The sequence below is a fragment of the Corynebacterium sp. KPL2830 genome (assembly GCF_040225635.1).
Taxonomy (GTDB): Bacteria; Actinomycetota; Actinomycetes; order Mycobacteriales; family Mycobacteriaceae; genus Corynebacterium.
This window is the reverse complement of record NZ_JBEHFR010000017.1, coordinates 26470-50614: the sequence shown is the minus strand read 5'-3', so window position 1 is coordinate 50614 and position 24145 is coordinate 26470. Positions and strand designations below refer to the sequence as shown.

Below are 24145 nucleotides of genomic sequence, written 5' to 3'. Positions count from 1 at the left end.
ACAAAGAAAGCCCATGACGCAAAAGGAGCCGCGCAATCGTGACTGAGAATTGGATCCACCCGGACCGGGAGAACCTCACCTGGGAAGTCTTCGGCGAAGCGAGCCGGAATCTTTCGGAGCAAATCGTGGAATCCGGTTGGTTTCCTGACTTGATCGTGGGTGTTGCCCGCGGCGGACTGATCCCAGCCGGTGCCATTGGTTATGCCATCGGGGTCAAGGCCATGGGCGCTATCAACGTGGAGTTCTACACCGATATTGGCCAGACCTTGGACGAGCCGATCATCTTGTCCCCGCAATTGGATACGGATTCCCTTAAGGGTAAGAAGGTGCTCGTCGTTGATGACGTGGCCGATTCCGGCAAGACCCTGGATCTGGTGGTGAACTTCTTGGAAGAAACCGCCGATGAAGTGCGTTCCGCTGTGGTCTATACCAAGCCGAAGACCATCTTTGAGCCGGATTATTCGTGGAAGAAGACGGATAAGTGGATCAACTTTGCCTGGTCGGTGCTGCCGGTGATCACGGCGGATGGCTCCTTTCAGGAAGGCTCGTAGTAGCTACTAGTATGTGCAGGCGTGATTAACGAGCAGCCTGCACCCACCGGCGTCATCGCCAGTTTCCGCTTTGCATTTTCCTCACCTGCGCGTTTGCGCAAGGAAGTGCTCGGCGGACTGGCGGTGGCGCTTGCTTTGATCCCGGAAGTTTTAAGCTTTTCCATTCTCGCCGGCCTCGACCCGCGGGTGGGGCTGTATTCCTCGGTGATTATGGCGATGGCCATCGCCTTTACCGGCGGGCGGCCTGCCATGATTTCCGCGGCGGCGGGCGCGGTAGCCCTGGTGGTGGCCCCGCTCGCGCACGAGTATGGGCATGATTATGTGGTGGCGGCGGTGCTTGCGGCCGGTATCATCCAGGTGCTGTTGGCGTGGGTGGGCATCGCCAAGCTCATGCGCTTTATCCCGCGTTCGGTGATGACGGGATTCGTCAATGCGCTGGGAATTATGATGTTTACCGCGCAGCTGCCGCACCTTATCGATGTCCCCTGGATGGTCTATGTGCTGGTGGCCATAGGCCTGGCCATCATGATCGTTTTGCCGCGGTTTACCCAGGCAATTCCGGCGCCGTTGGTGACCATCGTGGTGGTAAGCCTCATCGCCGTCGCGGCGGGGTGGAAGGTGCCGGATGTGGCGGACCAGGGCGAGCTGCCCACGACGCTGCCGGGGCTTTTCATTCCGGATATTCCGTGGAACCTGGAGACCCTGCAGGTAATTGCGCCCTACGCCTTTGGGATGGCGCTGGTGGGCCTGATGGAATCGCTGCTAACGGCAAAGCTTGTCGATGACATCACGGATACCCATTCCGATAAGACCCGCGAGTCCTTTGGCCAGGGCATTGGCAATATATTGGCCGCAGCCATTGGTGGCATGGGCGTGTGCGCGATGATTGGCCAGACGATGATCGGCGTCAAGGTATCCCAGGCGCGCACGCGCTTGTCGACGTTCCTCGCCGGCGCCTTCCTCCTCGTGCTATGCCTGCTTTTTGGCGAGGCCGTAGGCCGCATTCCGATGGCCGCGCTGGTCGCGGTGATGATTCTCGTCGCGGCGACGACGGTCAATTGGCATTCCGTTCGCCCGCGCACGCTGAAGCTGATGCCGCTTTCTGAAATCCTCGTCATGCTGCTGACGGTTGCGGGCACGCTGGCCACGCATAACCTCGCAGTAGGAGTGGTATTAGGCGTGGTGGCTGCATCGATTGGCTTTGCCCGCCGGGTGGCACACCTCGTGGAGGTTGAGTTGGTTGATGGATACACCTACGTGGTGCATGGCCAGCTCTTTTTCGCCTCCTCGAATGATTTGGTCTACGCCTTTGATTACACGCTCGATACGGACTTCGTGGTGGTGGACCTTTCCGATGCCGAGGTTTGGGATGCCTCGACGGTGGCGACGCTGGATGCGGTGCAGAAAAAGTACGCGGATCGCGGCATTGAGGTGGAGTTTCGGGGACTCGATGGGGCGAGCGCGCAGCGCCTAGAGCGCCTGAGTGGGCAACTGGGTGATTAATATCACATTGCAAATCTGATATGCGGGGGCGTACTGGCTGCAGGGGGTCGGATGGAGTGGGCTAGCGCGGCGAGGTTGGCCGTTTAGGGCGATGACCTCGAACTATTAGGCGATATTAACTTCGGGCCGTGGAGCAGCTTTGTCTTAACTAACTTAGGTGATCCAATCTGAAAAATGCCCCTGAGGTGCGGGTTTGATTAAGCATGCCTTGCTAGACGGGAGATTTTATTTGGGTATTGTAGTGCCTACAACCAATTAATTGATTCCTACAGAAAGGATTTAGCAATGGATGAGAAGCTGCAAACCCTGCTAAACAATCAGGTCATTAACGAGCACGGCGCCGCTATGGTCTACACCCAGCTGGCCTACGAGATGGACAACCTGTCCTTCCCGGGCATGCGCGATTGGTTCATGGCTCAGGCTGGCGAAGAGCGCGTTCACGCACAGAAGCTTGCGGATCACCTCTTGGCACGCGGCTACCGCGTAGAGCTCAACGATATCCCGGTTGGCTCCATCAAGGCTGCCACCCCGCTGGATGCGTTCGAGGCTTCCTTGGCACACGAGCAGAAGGTCTCCGAGCAGATCCGCGAGATCGCCCGCGTTGCCCTTGACATCCAGGACCTGGACTCCCGTCAGCTTATTGACTGGTTCTTGGCTGAGCAGATCGAGGAAGAGGATACCGTTTCTGAGATCATCGACCAGATCAAGCTGGTAGGCAACGATGGTGCTGGCCTGCTGCGCATCGATTCCCGTTTGGCTAACCGCAACTCCTAAGTTGTGAATAACAAACACATCAAGATTTAAATCAATCCTCCCATGGTACTGCGCTGCTGTGGGAGGATTGACGTATGTCTGCACACCTCAAAACAACCCTCTCCGCCACCCTAGCGGTATTGGCATTAAGTCTCATCATTGGGGCTGCGGTCATCTCAAGCCACGTCACCCTCGGCATCTTTTTGACCACCGCGGCGCTCATGCTGAGCCCGTTTGCGGGGGTGGTGATGCTGGCGTGTGGGGTCATCGGCAAGCGCGGGCTGGTCAACCGCTCCTTATATTCCCTGAGTGGAATGCTGATTTTGGCTTCGCTGGCCGTGCTTATCGTTTTGCCGATGGCGCAGGCGACGCTGGCGCTGGTGATTTTTATCGCCGGTATAGCGGTAGGGATAGTGGCAGTGCAAACCCAAGCCACGCGGCGGGCATAAACTGGACGCATTATGCCGAAATTGCTGTTTGATTTGTACGGCGTGCTGCTGCGCCCCGCCACGCCGGAAGCGCACGCTGAACTGGAGCGCTTCCTCGCGCCCACAAACCCGGAGTCTTTCTGGGAGGCCTATAACTATTTCCGGCCCGATTACGATGCCGGAATTTTTAGCGATAGCCACTACTGGAACGAGATTGCCGCCCGCGCGGGAATGGCGCCCATTGATTGCACTGGGGCCGTGGCCTGCGAGAATCAGTACCTGCTCGAGGCGGACCCAGAGATGGTGGCGCTGGTTAAAGGGCTCATCGGGGAGGGCTTTAGTGTGGGGATTTTATCCAATATCCCTACGACCCTGGCGGAACAGGTGCGCGCGCAGCACCCGTGGTTGGCAGAGTGTGCGGCGGTAACGCTGAGCTGCGATATCGGGGTGGCCAAGCCGCACCCAGAGGCCTACCGAGTGGCGGTGGACGCGCTCGCGGCGCAGCCCAAGGACACGCACTTCTTTGATGACCGCATCGACTACATCGAGGGCGCTACCTATTGCGGGTTGCAATCCCACTTGTTTACCGGCATCGACTCCGCGCGCGAGGTTTTACGCGGTCTGGAGTGAGCGGCCGAGCTCCAATGGCTCGCGCAATAGCTGATCGGTGGCCACGGTGCGGGCGACGGCGCGCACGATTTCTTTGTGGCTTGGAATCATGCGCAGCTCCAGATCTTCCGAGGCAGAATCGCGCACGGTGGAGGCGAACAGCTGGGGCGCGCGGGAATCGCCGGTAAAGGCCCCGCCTGCAATGACCACGGTTTTCGGTGAGTATTCGTTGACCATCTCCGCCGTAATCTGGCCCAGCTGGCGGGCGCGCTCGTCCAAGATGGCGCGCACGGCTGAATTGGACTCGGCGATGGTCGCGACCTCGGGCAGGGTATTGGCCTGGATACCGTGGCGGCGCACGGCCTCCAGGATGGACTGGGTGGCCAAGAGGTGTTCGGAAGCGCCATGCCCCAGTAGATCAGAGCGGGTCTGCGGCAGCGGGATGATGGAATTAACCTCGTCATCGGCGGATAGCGCGGATCCTAAAGAATCATCTGCGAAGAGCAGGAGCACGCGCTCGTTCGTGCCAATTTCGGCGGCCTGCGTCTCCGAGCCCAAAATGGCGGAAATGGCGGAGGTCACCACCACGGGGACGCTAAATTGGAAGCGCAGGCGCGCCGCGATATCGACGCCGTGCCAGCCCAGATTATCCGCGGTGACCAGGCCCTCTTCGTCCACGGTGCCCGAGGTGGTAATCCCCAAGGCCACGAGGCGGCGATCCAGGCCCGTCATCATGCGGTTGATGCCGGCCATGATGTGTTCAAGAAAGTCTTCCTCCGTCAGGCGGGCGACAGGAGTGGCAATCTCTTCCTCCGAAATGGTGCGGCCCTTGATGTCATAGAGGCCGATATAGGTCTCAGAGGTGCCGACGGCGATCCCGCCGAGTACCCAGTTATTATCCGCGGCCTCGAGGGGAACTGTAGGGCGGCCCCGGCCCTGGGATTGGGTGAGGTCGGTGCGCTCTTGGATGAGTCCTGCGTTTAGGAGCGCGGTGGTAGCGCGGGTAATGGTGGGCTGGGAGAGTCCGGTGGCTTCTACCAGCTCACTACGGGTAATGATCGGGTTCAGGCGCACCAGGTGAAGGCACTTAGCAGCCGGTGTACGGGGGCGGGTGAACACGGGGCCAGGTTTGATCATGAAAGAAAGTATATGTGTCACAGACTGCTTTGTCTAATCTATTCATAGGTGTATGTACCGAATGGTCTAAAGGTGGAGGTAGGCCAAAAATTCCCTATGCTGGGGCGCATGAGATCAGTAGCGGTTTATTGCGGCTCTGCCGTGGGCAATTCGCCCGCCTATAGCGCAGCGGCACAACACTTGGGCGGCGAGCTTGCCCGTCGCGGGCTGAACTTGGTCTATGGCGGCGGAAATATCGGCCTCATGCGCGAGGTTGCCAATTCCTGCCTGCAGGCTGGCGGCACCGTCACTGGCGTCATGCCGCAATCCTTGGTGGATTTAGAGATTTCCCACCCAGGTTTGACCCGCCTCGAGGTAGTGGATTCTATGGCCGAGCGGAAAACCCGGATGGAGCAGCTGGCGGACGCCTTTATCTGTTTGCCCGGCGGCGTGGGCACGTTGGAGGAAGTAACAGAGGTACTGACCCAACAACAGCTGGGCAGCATTCGCGGGCCCGTTGGCTTGGTTGACGTGGAGGGCTTTTGGCAGCCCTTTTATGACATGTATGCCGCCATGGCCGAGGCGGGCTTCATCCTGCCCCGCTTTGTAAAAGCGCTGGTCATAGAGGAAAATCCCGCGGCCGTGCTGGATGGTTTTGCCCAGTGGCACTACCCAGGCACGAAGTGGAACAACGATTAGCTAACAAGTTTGCAACATTTGGGTGGGGCTGGGTGGCCTATCAACAAGATAAAGGGTTAGACTTCCCTCTTATGAGTTCTGAGCAGACCGCTAAGCGCCAGCCCTCTCTACTGGACGCTTCGTGCGATAACTTCGTTCACGACCTAGCCGAACTATCCCCAACAGATGCAACCGCGTGGGGAATTGACGGTTTTGAAGGCGAATTGCAGGATTTTTCCCCCGATTATTTTGAGGCTGTCGCTGATCGCACCCGCGATATGGTTGCGGATCTGGATGCCTTGGATGACACCACCGATGAATCCGATGATGAGGATGACTTTGATGACGTGGATTATGTCACCGCCGCCGTCTTGCGGGATCGTCTCTGCTTAGATCTGGATTTGCACCACCACGGCGAGGATATTCGCAGCCTTAATAATATTGCCTCGCCCGTGCAGACCATCCGGGATTCCCTGCTGCTTATGCCGCAGGAGACCCAGGAGGACCGCGAGGCCATTCGCTCCCGCCTGTCCAAGGTCAAGGGCTCCCTCGATGGCTACCGCGAGTCCCTGAAGGAAGCGGCCTCCCACGGCATGGTGGCACCGCACCGCCAGATCTCTGAGGTCATTGTGCAGTGCGAGCGGCTTGCCGATGCCGATTCCATGCTCGAGGGCCTCGGCCTCGCCCCCGACTCCGCCGAGGTGAAGAATGCCAAGGAGGCCTTTGGCGAGTTCTCGGATTGGCTGTCTAATGACCTGCAGCCGCAGTCCTCTAATAAGGACGCGGTGGGCCGCGAGCGCTACGAGCGCTTTTCCAAGCTTTTCGTTGGCGATTCCGTGGACTTGGACGAGGCCTATGAATGGGGCCTTGACCAGGTGCGCTACCTGCGCGGGGAACAGGAAAAGATCGCGCACGAGCTTTATGGCCCGGAGTGCTCGGTGCGCTCTGCCATGCGCAAGCTGAACCACGAGGAGCGCTATACCCTGCGCGGTACTGATGCCTTGGTGAAGTGGATGCAGAGCAAGGCCGATGCGGTCATCGCCGAGCTCAACGGCAAGGAATTCGACATTCCGGAAGAAGTCGAAGAGATCGAGTGCCGCATCGACCCAGCGGGTACCGGTGGCATCTTCTACACCCCGCCGAGCGATGACTTCTCGCGCCCGGGCCGCATGTGGTGGTCCGTGCCGGAGGGCCAAGACACCTTCCACACCTGGCAGGAGCTGACCACCGTGCACCATGAGGGCGTACCGGGCCACCACCTGCAGCTGGGTTCTGCCCTGGTACAAGAGGATCTGAACCTGTGGCGCCGCGCGGTGACCTGGAACTCCGGCCACGGCGAGGGCTGGGCCCTATACGCCGAGCAGCTCATGGCCGAGCTGGGTTACATGGACGATCCTGGCGTGCGGATGGGGCTGCTCGATGCCCAGCGCCTGCGCGCGGCCCGCGTCGTGGTGGACATCGGATTGCACCTGGGCAAGAAGCTACCGGACTGCACCGTATCCGGCGCGTGGGATAAGGCCCACGTGAAGACCTACATGCGCGAAAACACCGCCATGGATGATGCGAACCTCAACTTTGAGGTCAACCGCTACCTGGGTTGGCCGGGCCAGGCCCCGTCCTATGCCTTGGGCCAGCGCCTGTGGCAAGAAACCCGCGCCGCCGCCGAGGAGCAGGGCATGAGCGCCCGCGAATTCCACTCCGAGGCGCTGGCTCTTGGATCGGTGCCCATGTCGGTGCTGCGCGAGGCCGTGCTCAATAACTAAGCGCGCCGGCTAGCGCCTTTTAGCAAACTTGCCGACGGCCCTAATGAGCTGCGGCAGGTACCCCGCAATGACCAGCACCGCGATGAGGCGGGTAAGCTGCACCGCGATAACCGCCGGGCCAGCTCCGCCTTCCGCGGAGAGCGCGAGCACGGTCTCTAGCGCGCCGGGGCTAGTAGCTAAGTAGGCCTCGAAGTAGCTGATATTGAGCCAGTGCATCAGCGGCCACGCCGTGGCCGCACACAGGCCCAGGACCGCGGCGATGGAAAGGATCGTCGCGGGAAGCTGCTTGGCAAAGGCTTTGAGCGATGGGAGAGACAGCCCGCCGCCGCAGACCCAACCGATGGATAAAAAGGCGATGACCTTAAAGGCATAGATCGGCTCTAACGTATGGCCCTCCGGCAGGAAGAACGAGGCCAGCACCGTCAAGATCAGCGGGCCGAGGACCGCAGCGGCGGGCAGGTGCAGGAATTTGCCAAGGCTTTCGCCGACCAGCGCGATAACGAGCACTAGTGCGATGATCCACCAGGTGGTTTCCGCCTCCAGCCTTAAGTCACCGCCCCTTCCTGCAGGCGTATTGAGGAAGGTCACGACGGCGGGAAGGGATACGGAAACGATCAATAACCGCAGGTATTGGGTGAGCGCGACGTAGCGGTAGTCGGCACCGAGTTCATCGGCAAGCGCGGGCATGAGCGAGGCACCCCCGGGAAGCATGGACAGGATGCCGGTTTCGGAGGAGACGTCCCGTGGCTGCTGGCGGTGCAGCATGACGCCGCAGAAGATGCCCAGCGCGATGGTGACAAAGGACATGGTTATGGCCGCCGGCAGGTATCCCACCAATTGGCCAAAGGAGACCACCGTTAGCGGCAGCGCGGCCATGATGCCGATGAATCCGCGCGATAGACCATAAAATTTGCGGTTGACCTTGAGGTCTTCGCCGGTGATAAGGGCCATGGCTCCAGAGGCGATGATCGCGGCCAAAATCCACGCGGCCGGCACGTGCCACATGCTAAAAAGCCAGCCCAAGAGGATGGAGACGGGGACGACGATGCCCCACCGCAGGATGGTGTGGGTGTCTACGCTTATTCCCCAGTGCCGTTTAGCCACGCGTTCTCCCATCTTCTGCTCGTCCTCGATCGAGTCTAGACCTCCCTGCCGCGGGGTTTATGATCTCCTCATGGATATCGACGTGGCGCAGTGGGCGGTGCTCCTTATGGGAGCGGCGGGTGCAGGCTGGATCGACGCGGTCATCGGCGGGGGAGGCCTCGTGCTTATTCCGCTATTGCTGGCCGTCGTTCCGGGGCTTGCACCAGCAACGGCGCTGGCCACCAATAAACTTGCGGCGGTATCCGGCACGGCATCGGCCGCCGTGACCTTGGTGCGCAAGGTACGCCCGCCCGCAGGGGAGCTCGTTCGCTACGCCTTCATCGCGCTCGTGTGCGCCGGGCTGGGTGCGAGCGTTGCGGCGAATCTTAATAGCGACATCATGCGACCGCTCATCATCGTGCTGTTAGTGGTGGTGGGCGTCTTCGTGACCTTTAAGCCGAGCTTTGGCACCACCGAGTCACCCGGGATCCGCGGCGGATGGCGCACCTGGGCGGGGCTTGCGGCGGTAGCGGCCATCTCCTTTTATGACGGCATCTTTGGCCCGGGAACCGGCATGTTCCTGATCATGGCGTTTACCTTTATCTTCTCCCAGAACTTCTTGAAATCCGCGGCGATGGCCAAGGTGGTCAATACCGCCACGAACCTCGGCGCGCTGGTGACCTTCATCCTTGGCGGCCACGTGTGGTGGACCCTTGGCATCGCGTTGGCCGCCGCCAATATCCTCGGCGCCCAAGTGGGCGCGCGGACGGTGCTGAGCGGCGGGACGAAGTTTATCCGCTACGCCCTGCTTACCTTGGTAGTGGTCATGAGTTGCTATCTATCCTGGCAGCAGTGGGGTTAGGCTACATCCGGTTCTTGGTCCGCGCGGTGGCAATGGCATTCCATGGATCCTCGGGCCACGGGTGCTTGGGGTAGCGCCCGCGCATATCGGCGCGCACCCCGGTGTAGGGGCCGGACCAGAAGCTAGCAAGATCATCGGTTACCGCTAGCGGGCGGCCGGCGGGGGAGAGCAAGTGAAATTGCACGCGGTTGCCGCAATACTCCGGGGATTCGGCCAGGCCGAAGCACTCCTGCAACTTGATGTGGACCACGGGGCGCTCGCCCGACCAATCGATTTTGGCATCGCGGCCTGAGGGCACTGGGAGGCGCTGAGGTGCGAGCTCGTCTAAGCGGGTGGCTTCGGGCCAGGGAAGCAGGCGCTGCAGGGCGGGGTACATGTCTATCTTGGCGGTGGGGGTTCCCGCGGCAATCTGGTGCAGCTCGGGCCCGAGCCACTCGGCGGGATCGGCAGCATCGACATCCGGCCACGGATCGCCGTAGTGCGCGTGCAGGTGGCGGAGCCTATCTTTTAAGCTCTGGGCCTTCTCGCTGAAGGTAAATAAGCCCAGGCCCTCTTCGCGGATGCCGGCGGCTAATGCCTGGGCTGCGGCATCGCCGGTGACCTTGACCGCGGTTTCGGACAGCACAATCGCCCCGGCCGCCCGGATTTTGACTCCGCGCACGCGACCCCCACGCAGAAAGGCGCGGGTTTCTTCGGTCACGCCGATGGCATCCAGTGCGGCGGACTCTTCGATGCGCGCGGCGGTGCGAATGATGGGGTTTCCGGCATTGGAGAGGGTGACCTCCGCGATGGCGAGCCACGGCGAGCCGGCCAGCCCGGAGTTATCCAGCAGCCGGGCGCGAGTGCCGCTGGCCAGCAGATAGTCTTCACCCACGCGCTTGGCCACCTGCTCGGGATAGGCGGTGGCGACGACCTCGCCAGGGTCTGCGGGGCCAAGATCCTCCACCAGGCAGGACAGGCGCTTGATTTCCTTGTGCGGTGCGGGGCGGCGGGTGAGATCGGTGGTGTTGGTGGGGGCATCGGCAAGCGCGGCGATGGTGGGGGCCGCCTGGTTGCCGTGCCGGATAAGGGCCGCGCCGAGGCGGGGATCGGTGGGCAAGAGGGCGAGCTCCTGCGTCGCGCCAATGCGCTCGAGGGTGGCGCGCGCGGCCGCAAGGGCCTGAGCGGGCGGCGGATCGAGCAGCGGGAAATCCGGGCCCGCGCCCCAGCAGTCCAGAAACAGCGCGGCCTGGGTGAGATCCGCGGACAGGATCTCCGGCGTGGTGTGCGGGGAAAAGTGCTGGTAATCGTCCTGGGAATAGCAACGAATGACCGTACCTGGCGCCTCTCGGCCGGCACGGCCCGCGCGCTGGTCCGCGCTCGACTTCGACGTGGAGACCGTCACCAGGCCGGACATACCGCGCTGCGCATCGCGCCGGGGAACGCGGGCCAGCCCCGCATCTACCACCACGCGCACGCCAGGCACCGTCAGCGAGGACTCCGCGATGGATGTTGCCACCACAATGCGCTGCTCATCGGTATAAAGCGCAGCATCCTGCTCCGCGGTGGTCTGCTTGCCGTGCAGCGGGAAAACATTATGGCCCCGCAGCTCCTCGCATACCAGGTTGACCTCGCGCACGCCGGGCACGAAGACCAGGGTGGATTCGTGTTGGCGAGCTGCCTGCTTGGCGATGCCCCCGTAAAACTCCCGCGACCCCGCCGCGCGCCCCGGCTGCGGCGCGTACTGGATATCCAGGGGATAGGTCACCGCCTCGGTGGTGTGGACGGGTGCGCCCATGAGCTGGGAAAAGCGCTGCGCGTCTACCGTAGCGGACATAGCGATGACGCGGAAGTCTTCGCGCAGCTCTGCCAGCTCCAGGCACATGCCGAGCACCAGATCCGTATCCAGCTGGCGTTCGTGAACCTCATCGATGGCCACGGCGGCCACGCCCTCGAGTTCCGGATCCTTTAGCAGGCGGCGCAGTAGCACACCCGGGGTGACGAATTCGACCTCGCTGCCCGCGCGGGATTCGCCGCGGATGGCGAAACCGACCTTTTCCGGGGCGCCGCTGAGGGTGCTCAATCGCTGGGCGGCCGCGCGCACGGCCACGCGGCGCGGGGCGGTGACGATGACCTTGCTGCCCCCTGCAGCGTGATTGGCCAGCGCTGGTGGCACGAGCGTGGTTTTACCCGTGCCGGGCGGTGCCTGAATGACGACGTTTCCGGTGCGAGGCAGCGGATCGATGGTCTTGGCTACGGGCAGCCCCGCGCCGATGCTGGCGAGATCGAACATTTAGTTGGCGGCCCCAAAACCTTCCACGGGGCCGTCCAAATCTTTGCGCTCCCACGAATCCTCATCGTCGTCCAGGGTGCGCACCACGCGGCCGGGCGTGCCGAGGACTAGCGAATTATCCGGAATATCCTTGGTCACCAGCGTGCCGGCACCAATAACGCAGTTTTCACCAATGGTAACCCCCGGCATGACGGTGGCATTGGCCCCAAACCAGGTATTGCGCCCCACGGTGATGGGGTGGGCGATTTCCCACCCGCCCTCGCGCATCGCGTGATCATTGACGGGGTGGCCCACCGTAATGAACGAGCAGTTGGGCCCAATCAGCACGCGGTCACCGAATGTGACCTTGGCCTGGGCCAAAATGCTGCTGCCAAAGTTGATGAAGACGCCTTCCCCACAGACGATATTGCAGCCGTATTCCATATTCAGCGGCGCGTGCGCCCCCGGCACGTGTGATTCCTCAGGCAGGATCTCCCGCAAGATTGCCTGCGCCTGCTCCTTATCCGTGTTGTGCAGATCGTTGAACTGCCCAATCAGCCCAAAGGTGCGCTGGTGCTCCTTGTCGATGTCCCCCATGCCCGGCAGGTGCCACTGCCCACCGGTCATCCGCTCCCAAGTGCCGTAGCGTTGCAGGTCGTGCAGCTTCTGTTCATTCATGGTGGCTATTGTAGAGGGCGCGTGGGCTAACCGATTAGCGGTTAGGGTGGAGGAATGCTTTTTGATTCACTGCCGCGGCCGAATGCGTACGTCGCGCCGGGCGTGGGGCACGTGCCGGGGTGGGTGGGCATCGGCAAGCAAAAGGCCCTGGTAGAAGAGACGCGGGAGATCGCTCGCGCGTATGCGCATACACCGATGGCGATGGTGCAGCCGCGGCTGAAATCGGGTGGGCAGATGAGCGTATTTCAGCTGCATCTTGGCCGGTATTGGCATTATCCCAGCTACCGGTACGTGGACAATATGGAAGGCACGCGGGTGCCGCCGGTACCGGAAAGCCTGCGGGAATTGGCCCCGGCGGCGCTGCGACAGGCGGCCCAGATTGCCCCGGAGCTGGAACCATGGGTGGATAACTTCGTGCCGGAGATGGCGCTGGTGAATTATTATCCGCCCGGCTCGGCGATGGGCATGCACGTGGATGACTCTGAGGAATCGCCCGCGCCCGTGATTTCGCTTTCGATTGGGGATGAGGCCCTTTTTCGCATAGGCCATACCGAAAATCGCACTAAGCCCTGGGACGATGTGACTTTGTGCTCGGGTGATTTGGTGGTCTTTGGCGGGCCGAAGCGCTTTGCCTACCACGGGGTCGTGCGGGTAAATGATGGCACGCTGCCGGAGGGATGCGGGCTGCAGGAAGGCAGAATCAATATCACCATCAGACAAGTTTCGGCGAGCGCGGTAGGCTAGGGCGGGTTACATAAAGGTTGAAGGAAAGAGGTTTTTCTTATGTCCCGAATTGGCATCATCATCGGCTCTACCCGCGATAAGGCGGCGGGCCAGGCAGTAGGCGAGTGGGTCAATGACCTCGCCCAAGGCCGCGAGAACGGCGTGGAGTACCAGTTGTTGGAGCTCAAGAAGTTCAATATCCCCATCCTTACCAGCGAGGTCGTTCCGGGTGCGGCGAATAAGCAGTACGATGACGCTAACGTGCAGGAATGGTCCAAGGCCGTCGATGCCTGCGATGGCTTTGTCTTCGTGACCCCGGAGTACAACCACTCCGTGCCCGGCCCGTTCAAGAATGCCTACGACTCGCTCGGCGCGGAATGGGCGGGCAAGCCGGTGGCCTTCGTGGGCTATGGCTCCGTCGGCGGCGTGCGCGCGGTCGAAGCATGGCGCAATGTCGTGGCTAACTTCTCCATGCCACAGCTGCGCAACCAGCTGGACTTTAATATCTTCACCGATTGGAACAACGGCGAATTCCGCCCCAGCGATGACGCCTACGAGCGCGCAAACTCCCTGCTTTCTGAGCTCGAGGACGCACTTTAAGCAAAAGCCCTGCACCGTGCTGCGCGCTGCGTAGCATGGGGTGCATGACTGAAAAGAAAGTAGCAGTAGTAACCGGCGCCTCCTCTGGCATTGGGGAGGCCACCGCGCGTTCTTTGGCCAAGGATGGCTGGCACGTTGTCGTGGGCGCGCGCCGCACAGACCGCCTGCAGCAGCTTGCCAATGAAATCGGTGGCGAGGCCTATGAGCTGGACGTTACCTCCGATGTTTCTGTTTCCAAGTTCGTCTCCCACCTCGACCGCGTAGATCTTTTGGTCAATAACGTCGGCGGTGCCAAGGGCTTGGAGCCGCTTGTCGATACCTCCATTGAGGACTGGCAGTGGATGTACGAGACCAACGTGCTCGGCACCGTGCGCATGATTCAGGCACTCATGCCCAAGCTAGAGCGGGTGCCGGATCTTTCCGGGCTGATTATTAACGTCGGTTCCATTGCCGGCTGGACCGTGTATGAAGGCGGTTCAGGCTATAACACCGCTAAGCACGGCGTGCGCGTGATTTCCCGCGCGCTGCGGCTAGAAAACCACGATGTGCGCGTTACCGAGATCGATCCTGGCCGCGTGGCCACAGACTTTTCCTTGGTGCGCTTCAAGGGCGATGAGAAACGCGCGGCCGCGGTTTACGATGGCCAGCTCAACCTCGTGGCTGAGGATATCGCCGAGGCCATCCGCTGGGTTGCCGCCCAACCGGCCCACGTCAACGTGGATACGATGACCATCAAGCCGCGCACGCAAAGCTAGGCTGCCTTGCTTTCGAGCATCGAACCTTTGATACTCCGGAGTGTAAATGACGATCCCTTTGTAACGACAAGTAAGTTAGAAGAAGAGAGAAAAGGAACCTGAGTTCTCGATATTGTGCGACAAATATTTATAGAGTTTTGAAAATTTTCTTGAAAGTTCACCAAAGGTTTGGAGCGTTTAAGTAGCAGTGCAAACTTGCACGAGAAGCAGTCAAATAGGATTTGAACAACGAAAATTACTTAGCTGATGTGTTCCGTCGACTTGGAGTGACATGCGAGGATGAACATCGCGAAAACGGATTAAGCGCTCGCGATTTTCAAATAAATTACGAAGCCTCAAATTTTACTTAGTACATGGAACCAAGCTTGGATGATTAAGCTTGTGAAGTTTTCTGAGTTTAGATGAGTTTCACTTCAAAACTACTCTGCCTGTTATGCTCGGTCACTAGTGACTCAAATCCTTGAGGGCTTTTGACAGATCTAAGTACAAGTAGTCATCATTTGAATCTTCTGAGCCACGTTCGCTAAGCCAGTTGACAATTGACTTCCAATTATCCAGTGACGCATCTATATTTTCTTGTTGTTTAATGATGCTGATAAGAATTGTTTCGGTTCTCGCCGCTAGACGAACCTGATCGTATTTATTGTTCTTTATTGCCTGAAATAGTGTCTCTATATGATCCTTTTTTAAATCTTTAGCAAAAAGTTCCAAAGCGCGAAGATTCGCCTCGGCATCACGAAAACTGCAAGATTCCCTGACCAGCACTAAAGCCCGTTGAATTAAAGATTCACGATCGGAAGTTAAATTATGTAATGTAGCTAGTTGCTTTGCTTCCAGATTGTCGATTAGTTGAGATCTGCGGTCCCTAAATTTCTGTTTGAGCGGAGGGTCGCCAGCTAAGTAACCTTTTGAAAAGAGATCGGAGTCTTTAGCTGCGGAGATTACCGTTGATAGACGTTTTTCGGCGGTTCCGGGGATAGTATCCCAAAAAGTCTGCTGTGAGCCGTATGCCCCGACAGCACGAATAAGAGTGGCGTCATCTAGCTTTCCGCTTTTCTCCCAGTTAGCAAGAACGCTGTTAAGAGCTCTTTCGAAATCACCGGGTGCTGCAGTGCTCAGGCTACAAGCTGATGACCGTGCCCGTGAACCTACCCTCGGATCTTTCTCTGGTAGCTCCGCAGTGGATTTTAAGCTCCACTTGATCAAGAGCTTGCAAAGATTCAGTTGTGTCGATTTTGTGGAATGCCGGTAGAAACGGTCAACAAAGTAGTCTTCATCGTCGGGCCAACCGTCGCTTAAGATTTCTTTTTTGAATAGTTCGAGTTGAGCCTTACCCGCTATCGGTGGATGAGAGAATGTTGCACGATGTGCGGCGATAATATGAGAGCGTACTAGTTCTCCGTCGGGTTCAAACAGTTTATCATTCTCGATGAAGCCAGGATGAGCGCACAAATCTCGATCTGTCTTAAGCCTTTGGAGTTCCTCTCTTTCCCGGTGGGTTAGAAGATTAAATTCTTCTTCGCACTTCTTGAGGAGTGTCCTTTCGAACTCTTGAGCTCGGGTGACGTTTTTATCTCTAATAGCAGTGTCATAGCCTTCCAAGTGCTTGCGCACTTCATTATCGCCAGTATCTGCCAGATATCGAAGTTTATGGATAAGGTCTACGGCAACTGTGATCCACAGCGAAACTAGTGAGGCACGGTGGGCGCCTGCATGATAGCAATTAATAACTTCGGAGAGGAGTGCTCGTGTTTTGGGGTTCTCTATTTCTAATTCGAGGGTGCTGAGATCTTTCATTAGAGATCCTAAAAAATAGATTTGGCCAAGTACAGGCCATGATTATAGTTGCCAACGCGGTGATCGAGATGAATTACACAGCAGCAAAATGGGTTAATGAATAGTTTTTAAGGCCCCGCAGGCTCATCAATGAGCGAGGGGCCTTAGGCTTTATAATTTTTTGCGCCTTATTGCAGGCCAAACTGATCCCATGCGGCAGGGGCCAGGTTCTGGTACACGTGCTTGTGCTCCTGGTATTCGGCAAGGCCGGTCGGGCCTAGCTCGCGTCCATTGCCGGACTGCTTGTAGCCGCCCCATTCCGCCTGCGGCAGGTACGGGTGGAAATCATTGATCCAAATGGTGCCGTGGCGCAGGGCGCGGGCAACGCGCTCGGCGCGGCCGGCATCGGAGGTGTACACCGCGCCGGCCAGGCCATACTCGGTATCGTTTGCGATCTCGATGGCCTCCTCCTCAGTGGTGAAGGTCTCGATGGTCACGGTCGGACCGAAGGCCTCGTCGTGGACGCAGTCCATCTCGCGGGTAGCGCCATCGATAATCGTGGGCAGGTAGTACACGCCCTGGCCCAGATCCGTGGTGCCGGTGCCGTGCTGGCCGTTGGTGTCCTCGCTGGTGGCGGCGCGGCCGCCGGTGAGGATCTTGGCGCCTTGTTCGCGGGCCTTGTCCACGTAGGCTGCTACCTTCTCGCGGTGATCGGCCGAAATGAGCGGGCCGGTCTCGGCCTTCTCATCGGTGGGGCCACCGATCTTGATCTTCTCGGCGCGCTCGACCAGTGCGGCAACGAATTTATCGTGCAGGGACTCTTCCACTACGATGCGCGAGCCAGCGGAGCAGACCTGGCCGGAGTGGAAGAAGGCGCCGTTGAGCGCGTTATCCACGGCGACGTCGAAGTTGGCATCGGCGAAGATGACGTTCGGGTTCTTGCCGCCGAGCTCCAGCGCGGTGCGCTTGACGGTCTCTGCCGCGTTCTTTGCAATCAGCTTGCCGGTGATAAGGCCGCCGGTGAAGGAGACCATGTCCACGTCGGGGTGCTGGGAGAGCGGATTGCCGCAGTTGGCGCCGGCGCCGGTGATGAGGTTGCCCACGCCATCCGGCAGGCCGCATTCCTTCAGCGCCGCCATGAGCAGCATGGCGGTGTGCGGAGTCAGCTCCGCCTGCTTGAGCACGAAGGTATTGCCGGCAGCAAGGGCTGGGCCCACCTTCCAGGACACCTGCAGCAGCGGGTAGTTCCACGGGGTAATCAGGCCGCAGACGCCCACCGGCTCGGCGTCGATGCGCGAGCGCAGGTTGGGATCTTGCGGGTCGACCACGCGGCCGGCTTGGTGCTGGGCCAAGGTGCCGAAGTACTCGAAAGCATTGGCAATATCGTCCATATCGCCCAGGGATTCCTCGTAGCGCTTGCCGGTATCCGCGGATTCGGCTTGGGCAAAAAGTTCCTTGTGTTCCCGGATGAAATCCGCCAGGCGGATGACAATCTTGCCGCGCTCGGCGGACGGCGTTGCGGCCCACTCGCCCTTATCGAATGTTTCACGTGCAACCTGGATGGCACGCAGGGTATCTGCCTCGGATGCCTCGGAGACGACGCCGACGGTAGAGCCATCGGCAGGGCAGACAATGGTGCGGGTCTCGCCATCCTGGGCGGCCTCCCACTGGCCGTTGATGAAGAGCGACTTCGGGGCATCACCGGAGTGCACGCCCTGGAGCAATTCGGTGGTCGTGGGATCGAACAAGGTGTTCTGGGTGCTCAAAGTGCAAGCAACCTTTCTCTAATTGCGGCGGTATCGCCCGCCAGTTTAACTATCTTCGCGCCAGGTGCGTTCCGGCTCGGCGCCATCGGAGACATCGGAATCGCCCGGCTGGCTTTGCTGCATGTAGAGGAATGCCAGGTGGCGCTCGTACAGGTCCAGCACGTTATTGATGATCTGGTTTTCGGAGTAGCCGTAGACGTCATAGCCCAGCGAACCGGTCATGTCGTAGACCTCAAGGCGGTAGTACTCGCCGTCGCCCTCGCAGAAGTCCGGGCGCTCCGCGGAAACAGGGAAGAGCTGGTAGCGGAATTGGCGCTCGTTGTGCAGCCGGACTTCGAGATCGAGCTGGGGCAATTCGGCATCGGGAAGCTCACTGGTGAGCAAGATGGCGTCATAGCCGCGGGTGCGCATTTGCGTGGCCACCTGCTCGAGGGCGTAGGTGGCGGTTCCCCGCAGGTAGTCATCCATGTCCTGTTTGGTGGGGAAGGAATTGGCGCGGTCCAGGCGGTTCTTCCACAGGTTGGAATCGCTCGGCTCGCGCTCGGTGCGGCTGCTGATGGCGCCGTGCAACGCGGTTTTCCGGGCCTCACGCTGGAGGATTTCCAGGCGCAGCGACTTCCAGAGCGAGAACATGATGAGGTAGACCACGAACGCGAAGGGTAGGCCCATGACCACGGTTGCAGACTGCACGGTGGCAATGCCATCGAGCTGTAGCAACGCCAAGGTGAGCGCGCCGACGGTGATGGACCAGAAAATGCGCAGCCACCGGGCGCCATCTTGCCGGTTATCCGTGATGCGGGAAGTGAAGTTCGACATGACCAGCGCACCGGAGTCGGCCGAGGTGATATACAGCAGCAGGCCGATGAAGGTGGTCAGGAAGATGACGATGGCGGAGCCGGGGAATTCCTGGAGCATGTCATAGAAACCCTGCTCAGGAACGTTGATGGCGTTTTCCGCAAATTCCGGATAGTCGCCGGAGCGCACCATGTCCAGGGCGGTATTGCCAAAGAAGGACATCCACATCAGGATGAACAGGAAGGGGAAGGTCAGCGTGCCCAGGATGAACTGGCGCAGCGTGCGGCCGCGGGAAATGCGGGCCAGGAATAGGCCGACGAAGGTTGCCCAGGCAATCCACCAGGCCCAGAAGAAGAGGGTCCAGGACTGCATCCAGGTATCCACGCTGGCCTGGTCTTCAGCAAAGGCGAAAGTTTCCAGCGTCCAGGAGGGGAACTTGGAGACGTAATCACCGATATTGGTGACGATGGCGTCGAAAAGGTAGGCGGTCTTGCCAAAGACCACGACGTAGATCATCAGCGCGATGGCCAGGTAGACATTGAGCTCAGAGAGGAAGCGAATGCCTTTATCCACACCGGATACGGCAGACAACGTCGCAATGGCGACCGCGATAATGATGAGCCCTGATTGCAGCCCCAGTCCTTGCTCGATGCCGAAGATGAGGTGGAAACCGTAGGACAGCTGCACCACGCCGATGCCCAGGGATGCGGTAACGCCAAAGACGGTGCCCAGCATGGCGGCAATGTCCACCGCCGAACCAATGGGCCCATGCACGCGCTTGCCGATGAGCGGGTACAGCGCCGAGCGGATAGCCAACGGCATATTCAGGCGGTAGGCGAAGTAACCAAAGGCCATGCCCATCAGCGCATAGAGCGCCCAGCCGGTAAGGCCGTAGTGGAACATGGCATAGACCACGGCTTCTTTGGCGGCCTCCATGGTTTCGCCATCGCCCACCGGCGGGTCCATGTACATCGTGACCGGCTCGGCCACGGCGAAGAACATGAGGTCCACGCCGATGCCGGCGGCAAAGAGCATGGATACCCACGAGAAGGTATTGAATTTGGGCCGGGAGTGGTCCGGGCCCATGCGGATGCTGCCGGTATTGGAAAAGGCGATGTAGAGGACGAAGACCACGGCGATGGTGGCGGTCAGGACGTAGAACCATCCCAGGTTCGTGCCGATCCATCCGGTGACGCTGGCGAGGGTATTCGCCGCGGATTCTTTGCCAAAGCCCGCATACAGGGCCATGGCGATAATCAGGACACCGGAAATGATAAAGACCGGCCAATTGGGCTTGGGCGCGGCCACCTCGTCTGCGCCGACATCGTCGCCGGTTTCGGCCTTGTAGCTGCCGACGATGGCGCGTACTTGGTTGCGCGGTTTATGGCCCTTGTCCCCAGTTGGGTGAGTCTCCCCAGTGGAGTGAGCGAGAGAGGTGTCGGAATCCCCTGTGTGGGACTCTTCATGGTCGTGCGGACCACGGTTTGCCATCTACTTCTCCTAGTCTTGATCGATTAAGTGCCGAATCTTTCGCAAGAGTGCCCCACAGCCCCCCGAAAAGAGGGGGAAGAGATAGGTTGGTGGCATAAATCATATGCGAGCAATCTATGCGTAAAGACCCCGGATTTCATCTACTCAGATGTATACCCGAACACCGTAAATATACATTAATCTGGGAAAACGTCCACCAGGTGTGTATTCTGGGGTCGCTATTGTGCATAAATGAAAGCGGAAAAGCTTAGATTTTTTGCGCACCATACAATGGATCTGCCACAAATACGGCGAGAACTACGCGTGAGATGGCTCACAGAAGGAAGGGGATTTATGGGTATCGTGGACAAATTGACTAAGAAGCGCTCGACAAAGAGGGCGACGGATGAGGTCAGCGATGTGGTCGTTGTCGGCGGTGGCTCCGCTGGCTCCGTCATCGCGGCTCGTCTGACCGAGGACAAAGACACCCGCGTGCTCGTTCTTGAGGCCGGCCGTCCGGATTCCCTGTGGGACCTTTTCATCCACATGCCTTCTGGTTTCTCTTTCCCCATCGGGGCAAAGAACTATGACTGGATGTATGAGTCCGATCCAGAACCGGAGATGAATGGGCGCCGCATCTACCACGCGCGCGGCAAGGTGCTCGGCGGTTCTTCTTCCATCAACGGCATGATCTATCAGCGCGGCAACCCCATGGACTACGAAAAGTGGGGCCAGAACCCGGGCATGGATAACTGGGATTTTGCCCACTGCTTGCCGTATTTCAACCGCATGGAAACCACCGCCGCCGCAGACGACGATGATCCGCGCCGCGGCCACGATGGTCCGCTCTACCTGTCCCGCGGTCCAGCAACCTCGCCGCTTTTTCAGGCGCTATTTAAGTCGGTGCAAGAAGCAGGCTATAACCTGACCAATGACGTCAACGGTTACCGCCAGGAAGGCTTTGCTCCCTTCGATCGCAATATCAAGCACGGCAAGCGTTGGTCCGCTGCCCGCGCCTACCTGTACCCCAACCAGGACCGCGACAACCTTGAGGTGCGTACCCGCGCATTTACCACCAAGATCCTCTTTGAAGGCACCAAGGCAGTGGGCGTGGAATACGAGTGGCAGGGCGGCACCCACCGCGTCTTCGCAGACAAGATCGTGTTGTCCGCCGGTGCCATCAATACCCCGCAGTTGCTAGAGGTCTCTGGCGTGGGCGACCGCGAGATCTTGGAAAAGCACGGCATCGATGTGGTCAAGCACCTGCCAGGCGTGGGTGAGAACCTGCAAGACCACCTCGAGGTCTATATCCAGTACGAAACCACCAAGTCCACCGCTTCCTCCCAGCCTTACCTGGATAAGTGGCGTTGGCCATTCATGGGCTTGCAGTGGCTGCTGACGAAGAAGGGCCCAGTGGCTACCTCACACTTTGAGGGCGGCGGTTTCGTGCGCTCCAACGAGGATGAGGCCTACCCGAACTTGATGTTCCACTTCCTGCCCATGGCGGTGCGCTATGACGGCCAAAAGGCCGACGTGAAGCACGGCTTCCAGTGGCACGTTGGTCCGATGTTCTCCGATACCAAGGGCCACGTGCACATCAAGAGCTCCGATATCCGTCAAAAGCCCTCCATCCTCTTTAACTACCTGCGCACCGAGCAGGACCGCCGCGAATGGGTAGAAGCCGTCCGCGTCGCCCGCTCCTTGCTGGATACCAAGGCAATGGAGGAAGTTGGCGCCCGCGAGTTCAGCCCGGGCCCAGAGGTCCAAAGCGATGAGGAAATCTTGGAGTGGGTCCGCAATGACGGCGAGACCGCACTGCACCCATCCTGCACCGCCAAGATGGGCGATGAGTCCGATCCCATGGCCGTGGTGAACCCAGAGACCATGGGCGTATGGGGCATCGATGGCCTGTATATTGCCGATGCTTCCGTATTTCCCTCGGTTCCCAACGGCAATATCTACTCCCCGACTATGATGGTGGGCGAGAAGGCTGCGGACCTCATTGCCGGTCGCACGCCGCTCGAGCCTAACTACACTCCGTGGTACAAGGCTCACGAGGATATGCCGCTCTACGCCGAAGGCGAGGCAATCCGTGACCACAAGGAGGCGCCGAAGGGTGCTTACTAACGCCCGCTTAATTTAAGGAGCTTAAAGCCGTGACCATTTCCGCACTTCTTACCCTGATGGGGATTTGGCTCGCGGCTTTGGTGTCTCCGGGCCCGGATATCGTGCAGGTCATCCGCGTGGCCCCGCGTTCCACGCGCGCCGGACTAATGTGCGCGGTGGGGGTATTTAGCGGAACGGTCTTTTGGATTGTCGCCTCCCTGGCCGGTTTATCGGCGCTGATTACGGCGCGGCCGAGCGTGCTGAGCATCTTGCAATTGCTCGGTGGGCTTTTCTTGCTGTACATGGGCGTATCGTCCCTGCGCAGCGGGTTAGCCGCGCGGCGCGCGCCCGCCCACGAGGTGGACACGAAAGACTATGCGGACCAGGCACGGGCGGCTGGCGATGCCGATGCCGAAGACATGACCAACTGGCGGGCTTTCAAGCTGGGGCTGGTGACTAACCTGTCGAACCCTAAGGCATTGGTATTTTTCGGGGCGGTATTCGCCCAATTCATCCGTCCGGATATGTCTGTGGGGTGGACTATCGCGGTGGCGTTAATCCTCGCGGCCATGTCCTTCGTGTGGTTTTCCGCCTTTGCGCTGCTCGTGCGCGCAGCCGCGCGGTGGACGGCGCGGTATTCCGCCGCTATCGATATGGTCTCAGGCCTCGTCTTTGGCCTGCTTGGTGTGGTGATGGCCGGGGAGGGTGCCACCGCGCTGCTGAAATCACAGTAGTTACCTGTTTCGCTGCAGGTGAGACACTTCCTACAGTTGTTTGCGTTAGTAAAAATGCATACGAATGTGGAGGTGTTAGGTGGCTATAGGTGCCCTTGTGACCCTGATGGGTATATGGTTCGCGGCCATGGCTTCGCCGGGGCCAGATGTGGTTCAGATTATCCGCCTGGGTGCGCGTTCCACCCGCGCGGCAGTGTGGGTGGCCATTGGTAGTACAACGGGCCTTGCCCTGTGGACCATCGCTTCACTCGCCGGGCTTTCGGCATTGATCTCTACGCATGAGGGCATTTTGGTGCTCCTGCAGGTCCTAGGCGGCAGCTATCTGCTGTGGATGGCCTATAGCGCGATTTCCTCCGGCCTGCGGGAGCGGCGCGCACCAGCCACCGTCGTGGGCACAGAGAAGCAGGCACCACAACCGCGCGGATTCACCCCGGACGGCATCATCAAGGCGAAGACGGCCTACCGCATGGGATTAATCTGTGACCTTTCGAACCCCAAGGTGGTCATCTTTTTCGGCGCCATCTTTGCCAATTTCATCGACCCCGGCATGGGGGTGGGCGGAAACGTCGTCGTCGCCGCGGTATTGGTACTAGAAAGCTTGGTTCTCTTCGTCGGCGTCGGCTTGAGCACGCGCGCGGTATCGAAGTGGATGGCCAAGAACTCGGCGTGGGTGGACATCGTCAGTGGCATTGTCTTCCTGCTACTCGGCGTGGTTATCCTCTTTGAAGGCATCCGCGGGCTTATTGCGATGTAGCCTGAAGTTATGATTTTTACTACCACAAATACCGTCGACGGTTATGAAATCACCAAATACCTGCGCATCATCGCTGGTGAGACCGTTACCGGCATCAATATGCTCAAAGACTTCGGGGCATCGATACGCAATATCACCGGTGGACGTGCCTCCGGCTATGAAAGCGAAGCCATCAAGGCCCGCGAGGCGGCGCTAGATGAATTGTGGCGCCGCGGCCAGGAATTGGGCGCTGATGGCGTGGTGGGCATCGCCTTCGACTATTCCCCAATGGGCACCAATAATGACATGCTGTTGGTCACCGCCACGGGCACGGCGGTCTCGCTGCGCGCGCGCGTGACTAAGCCCTTGCACCCCACCCATAGCCGCGCGGGAACGGGCTCTGGGTAAGCTG

Annotated in this window: 22 protein-coding genes; 15 read left to right on the top strand and 7 right to left on the bottom strand. The window is 59.6% G+C overall.

From position 1 onward, the window contains the following. The first annotated feature begins 38 nt into the window (after positions 1 to 38). The 5 genes from ABRP87_RS07350 to ABRP87_RS07330 all read left to right on the top strand — a co-directional run bounded on the left by ABRP87_RS07350 (position 39) and on the right by ABRP87_RS07330 (position 3865). Positions 39 to 551 carry a phosphoribosyltransferase gene (locus ABRP87_RS07350; protein ID WP_005276176.1) on the top strand — a complete coding sequence of 171 codons (513 nt, stop codon included), beginning with the start codon at positions 39 to 41 and terminating at the stop codon, positions 549 to 551. 21 nt (positions 552 to 572) lie between these two features. Continuing rightward, positions 573 to 2054 (top strand): SulP family inorganic anion transporter, encoded by a 1482-nt coding sequence (locus ABRP87_RS07345; RefSeq protein ID WP_349868214.1) that lies wholly within the window; start codon positions 573 to 575, stop codon positions 2052 to 2054. 285 nt (positions 2055 to 2339) lie between these two features. Next, positions 2340 to 2828, top strand: coding sequence for a ferritin (locus tag ABRP87_RS07340; protein ID WP_023016464.1), 489 nt, complete (start codon positions 2340 to 2342; stop codon positions 2826 to 2828). A 74-nt stretch (positions 2829 to 2902) separates the two neighbouring features. Continuing rightward, positions 2903 to 3256: a hypothetical protein gene (locus ABRP87_RS07335; protein WP_023016465.1), complete on the top strand. Its 354-nt coding sequence runs from the start codon at positions 2903 to 2905 to the stop codon at positions 3254 to 3256. A gap of 12 nt (positions 3257 to 3268) precedes the next feature. After that, positions 3269 to 3865, top strand: coding sequence for an HAD-IA family hydrolase (locus tag ABRP87_RS07330; protein WP_349868213.1), 597 nt, complete (start codon positions 3269 to 3271; stop codon positions 3863 to 3865). On the opposite strand, the gene ABRP87_RS07325 is transcribed toward ABRP87_RS07330, so the two are convergent. Then, entirely contained in the window at positions 3848 to 4981 is a 1134-nt protein-coding gene (locus ABRP87_RS07325) for an ROK family transcriptional regulator (RefSeq protein WP_284772141.1), read from the bottom strand. The genes ABRP87_RS07330 and ABRP87_RS07325 overlap by 18 nt on opposite strands. A gap of 108 nt (positions 4982 to 5089) precedes the next feature. On the opposite strand from ABRP87_RS07325, the gene ABRP87_RS07320 reads away from it, so the two are divergent. Beyond that, positions 5090 to 5659 carry an LOG family protein gene (locus tag ABRP87_RS07320; RefSeq protein ID WP_349863832.1) on the top strand — a complete coding sequence of 190 codons (570 nt, stop codon included), beginning with the start codon at positions 5090 to 5092 and terminating at the stop codon, positions 5657 to 5659. 71 nt (positions 5660 to 5730) lie between these two features. Continuing rightward, positions 5731 to 7401 (top strand): DUF885 domain-containing protein, encoded by a 1671-nt coding sequence (locus tag ABRP87_RS07315; RefSeq protein WP_349868212.1) that lies wholly within the window; start codon positions 5731 to 5733, stop codon positions 7399 to 7401. Positions 7402 to 7410: 9 nt separating this feature from the next. Here ABRP87_RS07315 and ABRP87_RS07310 read toward each other — a convergent pair whose 3' ends face one another. Continuing rightward, a complete protein-coding gene (locus ABRP87_RS07310; protein WP_349868211.1) occupies positions 7411 to 8517 on the bottom strand; it encodes an AbrB family transcriptional regulator in 1107 nt (368 codons plus the stop codon). Between the two features lie 58 nt (positions 8518 to 8575). On the opposite strand from ABRP87_RS07310, the gene ABRP87_RS07305 reads away from it, so the two are divergent. Further along, positions 8576 to 9346: a TSUP family transporter gene (locus ABRP87_RS07305; RefSeq protein WP_349868210.1), complete on the top strand. Its 771-nt coding sequence runs from the start codon at positions 8576 to 8578 to the stop codon at positions 9344 to 9346. Position 9347: 1 nt separating this feature from the next. Here ABRP87_RS07305 and ABRP87_RS07300 read toward each other — a convergent pair whose 3' ends face one another. After that, positions 9348 to 11618 (bottom strand): ATP-dependent RNA helicase, encoded by a 2271-nt coding sequence (locus tag ABRP87_RS07300; RefSeq protein WP_349868209.1) that lies wholly within the window; start codon positions 11616 to 11618, stop codon positions 9348 to 9350. After that, the gene (locus ABRP87_RS07295; protein WP_349868208.1) at positions 11619 to 12275 is read right to left on the bottom strand and encodes a sugar O-acetyltransferase; all 657 of its coding nucleotides are present in this window, start codon (positions 12273 to 12275) and stop codon (positions 11619 to 11621) included. A 54-nt stretch (positions 12276 to 12329) separates the two neighbouring features. On the opposite strand from ABRP87_RS07295, the gene ABRP87_RS07290 reads away from it, so the two are divergent. The 3 genes from ABRP87_RS07290 to ABRP87_RS07280 are packed head-to-tail and all read left to right on the top strand — an operon-like array spanning position 12330 to position 14353. Further along, a complete protein-coding gene (locus ABRP87_RS07290) occupies positions 12330 to 13019 on the top strand; it encodes an alpha-ketoglutarate-dependent dioxygenase AlkB family protein (protein ID WP_349868207.1) in 690 nt (229 codons plus the stop codon). 39 nt (positions 13020 to 13058) lie between these two features. Beyond that, positions 13059 to 13598, top strand: coding sequence for an NADPH-dependent FMN reductase (locus tag ABRP87_RS07285; RefSeq protein WP_349868206.1), 540 nt, complete (start codon positions 13059 to 13061; stop codon positions 13596 to 13598). Positions 13599 to 13633: 35 nt separating this feature from the next. Then, positions 13634 to 14353 (top strand): SDR family oxidoreductase, encoded by a 720-nt coding sequence (locus ABRP87_RS07280; RefSeq protein ID WP_349868205.1) that lies wholly within the window; start codon positions 13634 to 13636, stop codon positions 14351 to 14353. Positions 14354 to 14797: 444 nt separating this feature from the next. Here the strand turns inward: ABRP87_RS07280 and ABRP87_RS07275 are convergent, their stop codons facing one another. The 3 genes from ABRP87_RS07275 to betT form a co-directional block, all read right to left on the bottom strand. Next, entirely contained in the window at positions 14798 to 16150 is a 1353-nt protein-coding gene (locus ABRP87_RS07275) for a hypothetical protein (protein ID WP_284772149.1), read from the bottom strand. Positions 16151 to 16317: 167 nt separating this feature from the next. After that, positions 16318 to 17895: an aldehyde dehydrogenase family protein gene (locus ABRP87_RS07270; protein WP_239269666.1), complete on the bottom strand. Its 1578-nt coding sequence runs from the start codon at positions 17893 to 17895 to the stop codon at positions 16318 to 16320. 45 nt (positions 17896 to 17940) lie between these two features. Further along, entirely contained in the window at positions 17941 to 20181 is a 2241-nt protein-coding gene (gene betT, locus ABRP87_RS07265; protein WP_239275737.1) for a choline BCCT transporter BetT, read from the bottom strand. A gap of 333 nt (positions 20182 to 20514) precedes the next feature. On the opposite strand from betT, the gene betA reads away from it, so the two are divergent. The 4 genes from betA to ABRP87_RS07245 all read left to right on the top strand — a co-directional run bounded on the left by betA (position 20515) and on the right by ABRP87_RS07245 (position 24141). After that, on the top strand, positions 20515 to 22287 hold the full coding sequence (betA, locus tag ABRP87_RS07260; protein WP_349868204.1) for a choline dehydrogenase: 1773 nt from the start codon (positions 20515 to 20517) through the stop codon (positions 22285 to 22287). Positions 22288 to 22316: 29 nt separating this feature from the next. Continuing rightward, positions 22317 to 23000 carry a LysE family translocator gene (locus ABRP87_RS07255; protein WP_349868203.1) on the top strand — a complete coding sequence of 228 codons (684 nt, stop codon included), beginning with the start codon at positions 22317 to 22319 and terminating at the stop codon, positions 22998 to 23000. Between the two features lie 127 nt (positions 23001 to 23127). Next, entirely contained in the window at positions 23128 to 23754 is a 627-nt protein-coding gene (locus ABRP87_RS07250) for a LysE family translocator (RefSeq protein WP_232221023.1), read from the top strand. A gap of 9 nt (positions 23755 to 23763) precedes the next feature. Next, positions 23764 to 24141, top strand: coding sequence for a YbjQ family protein (locus ABRP87_RS07245; protein ID WP_349868202.1), 378 nt, complete (start codon positions 23764 to 23766; stop codon positions 24139 to 24141). The last annotated feature ends 4 nt before the right edge of the window (positions 24142 to 24145 follow it).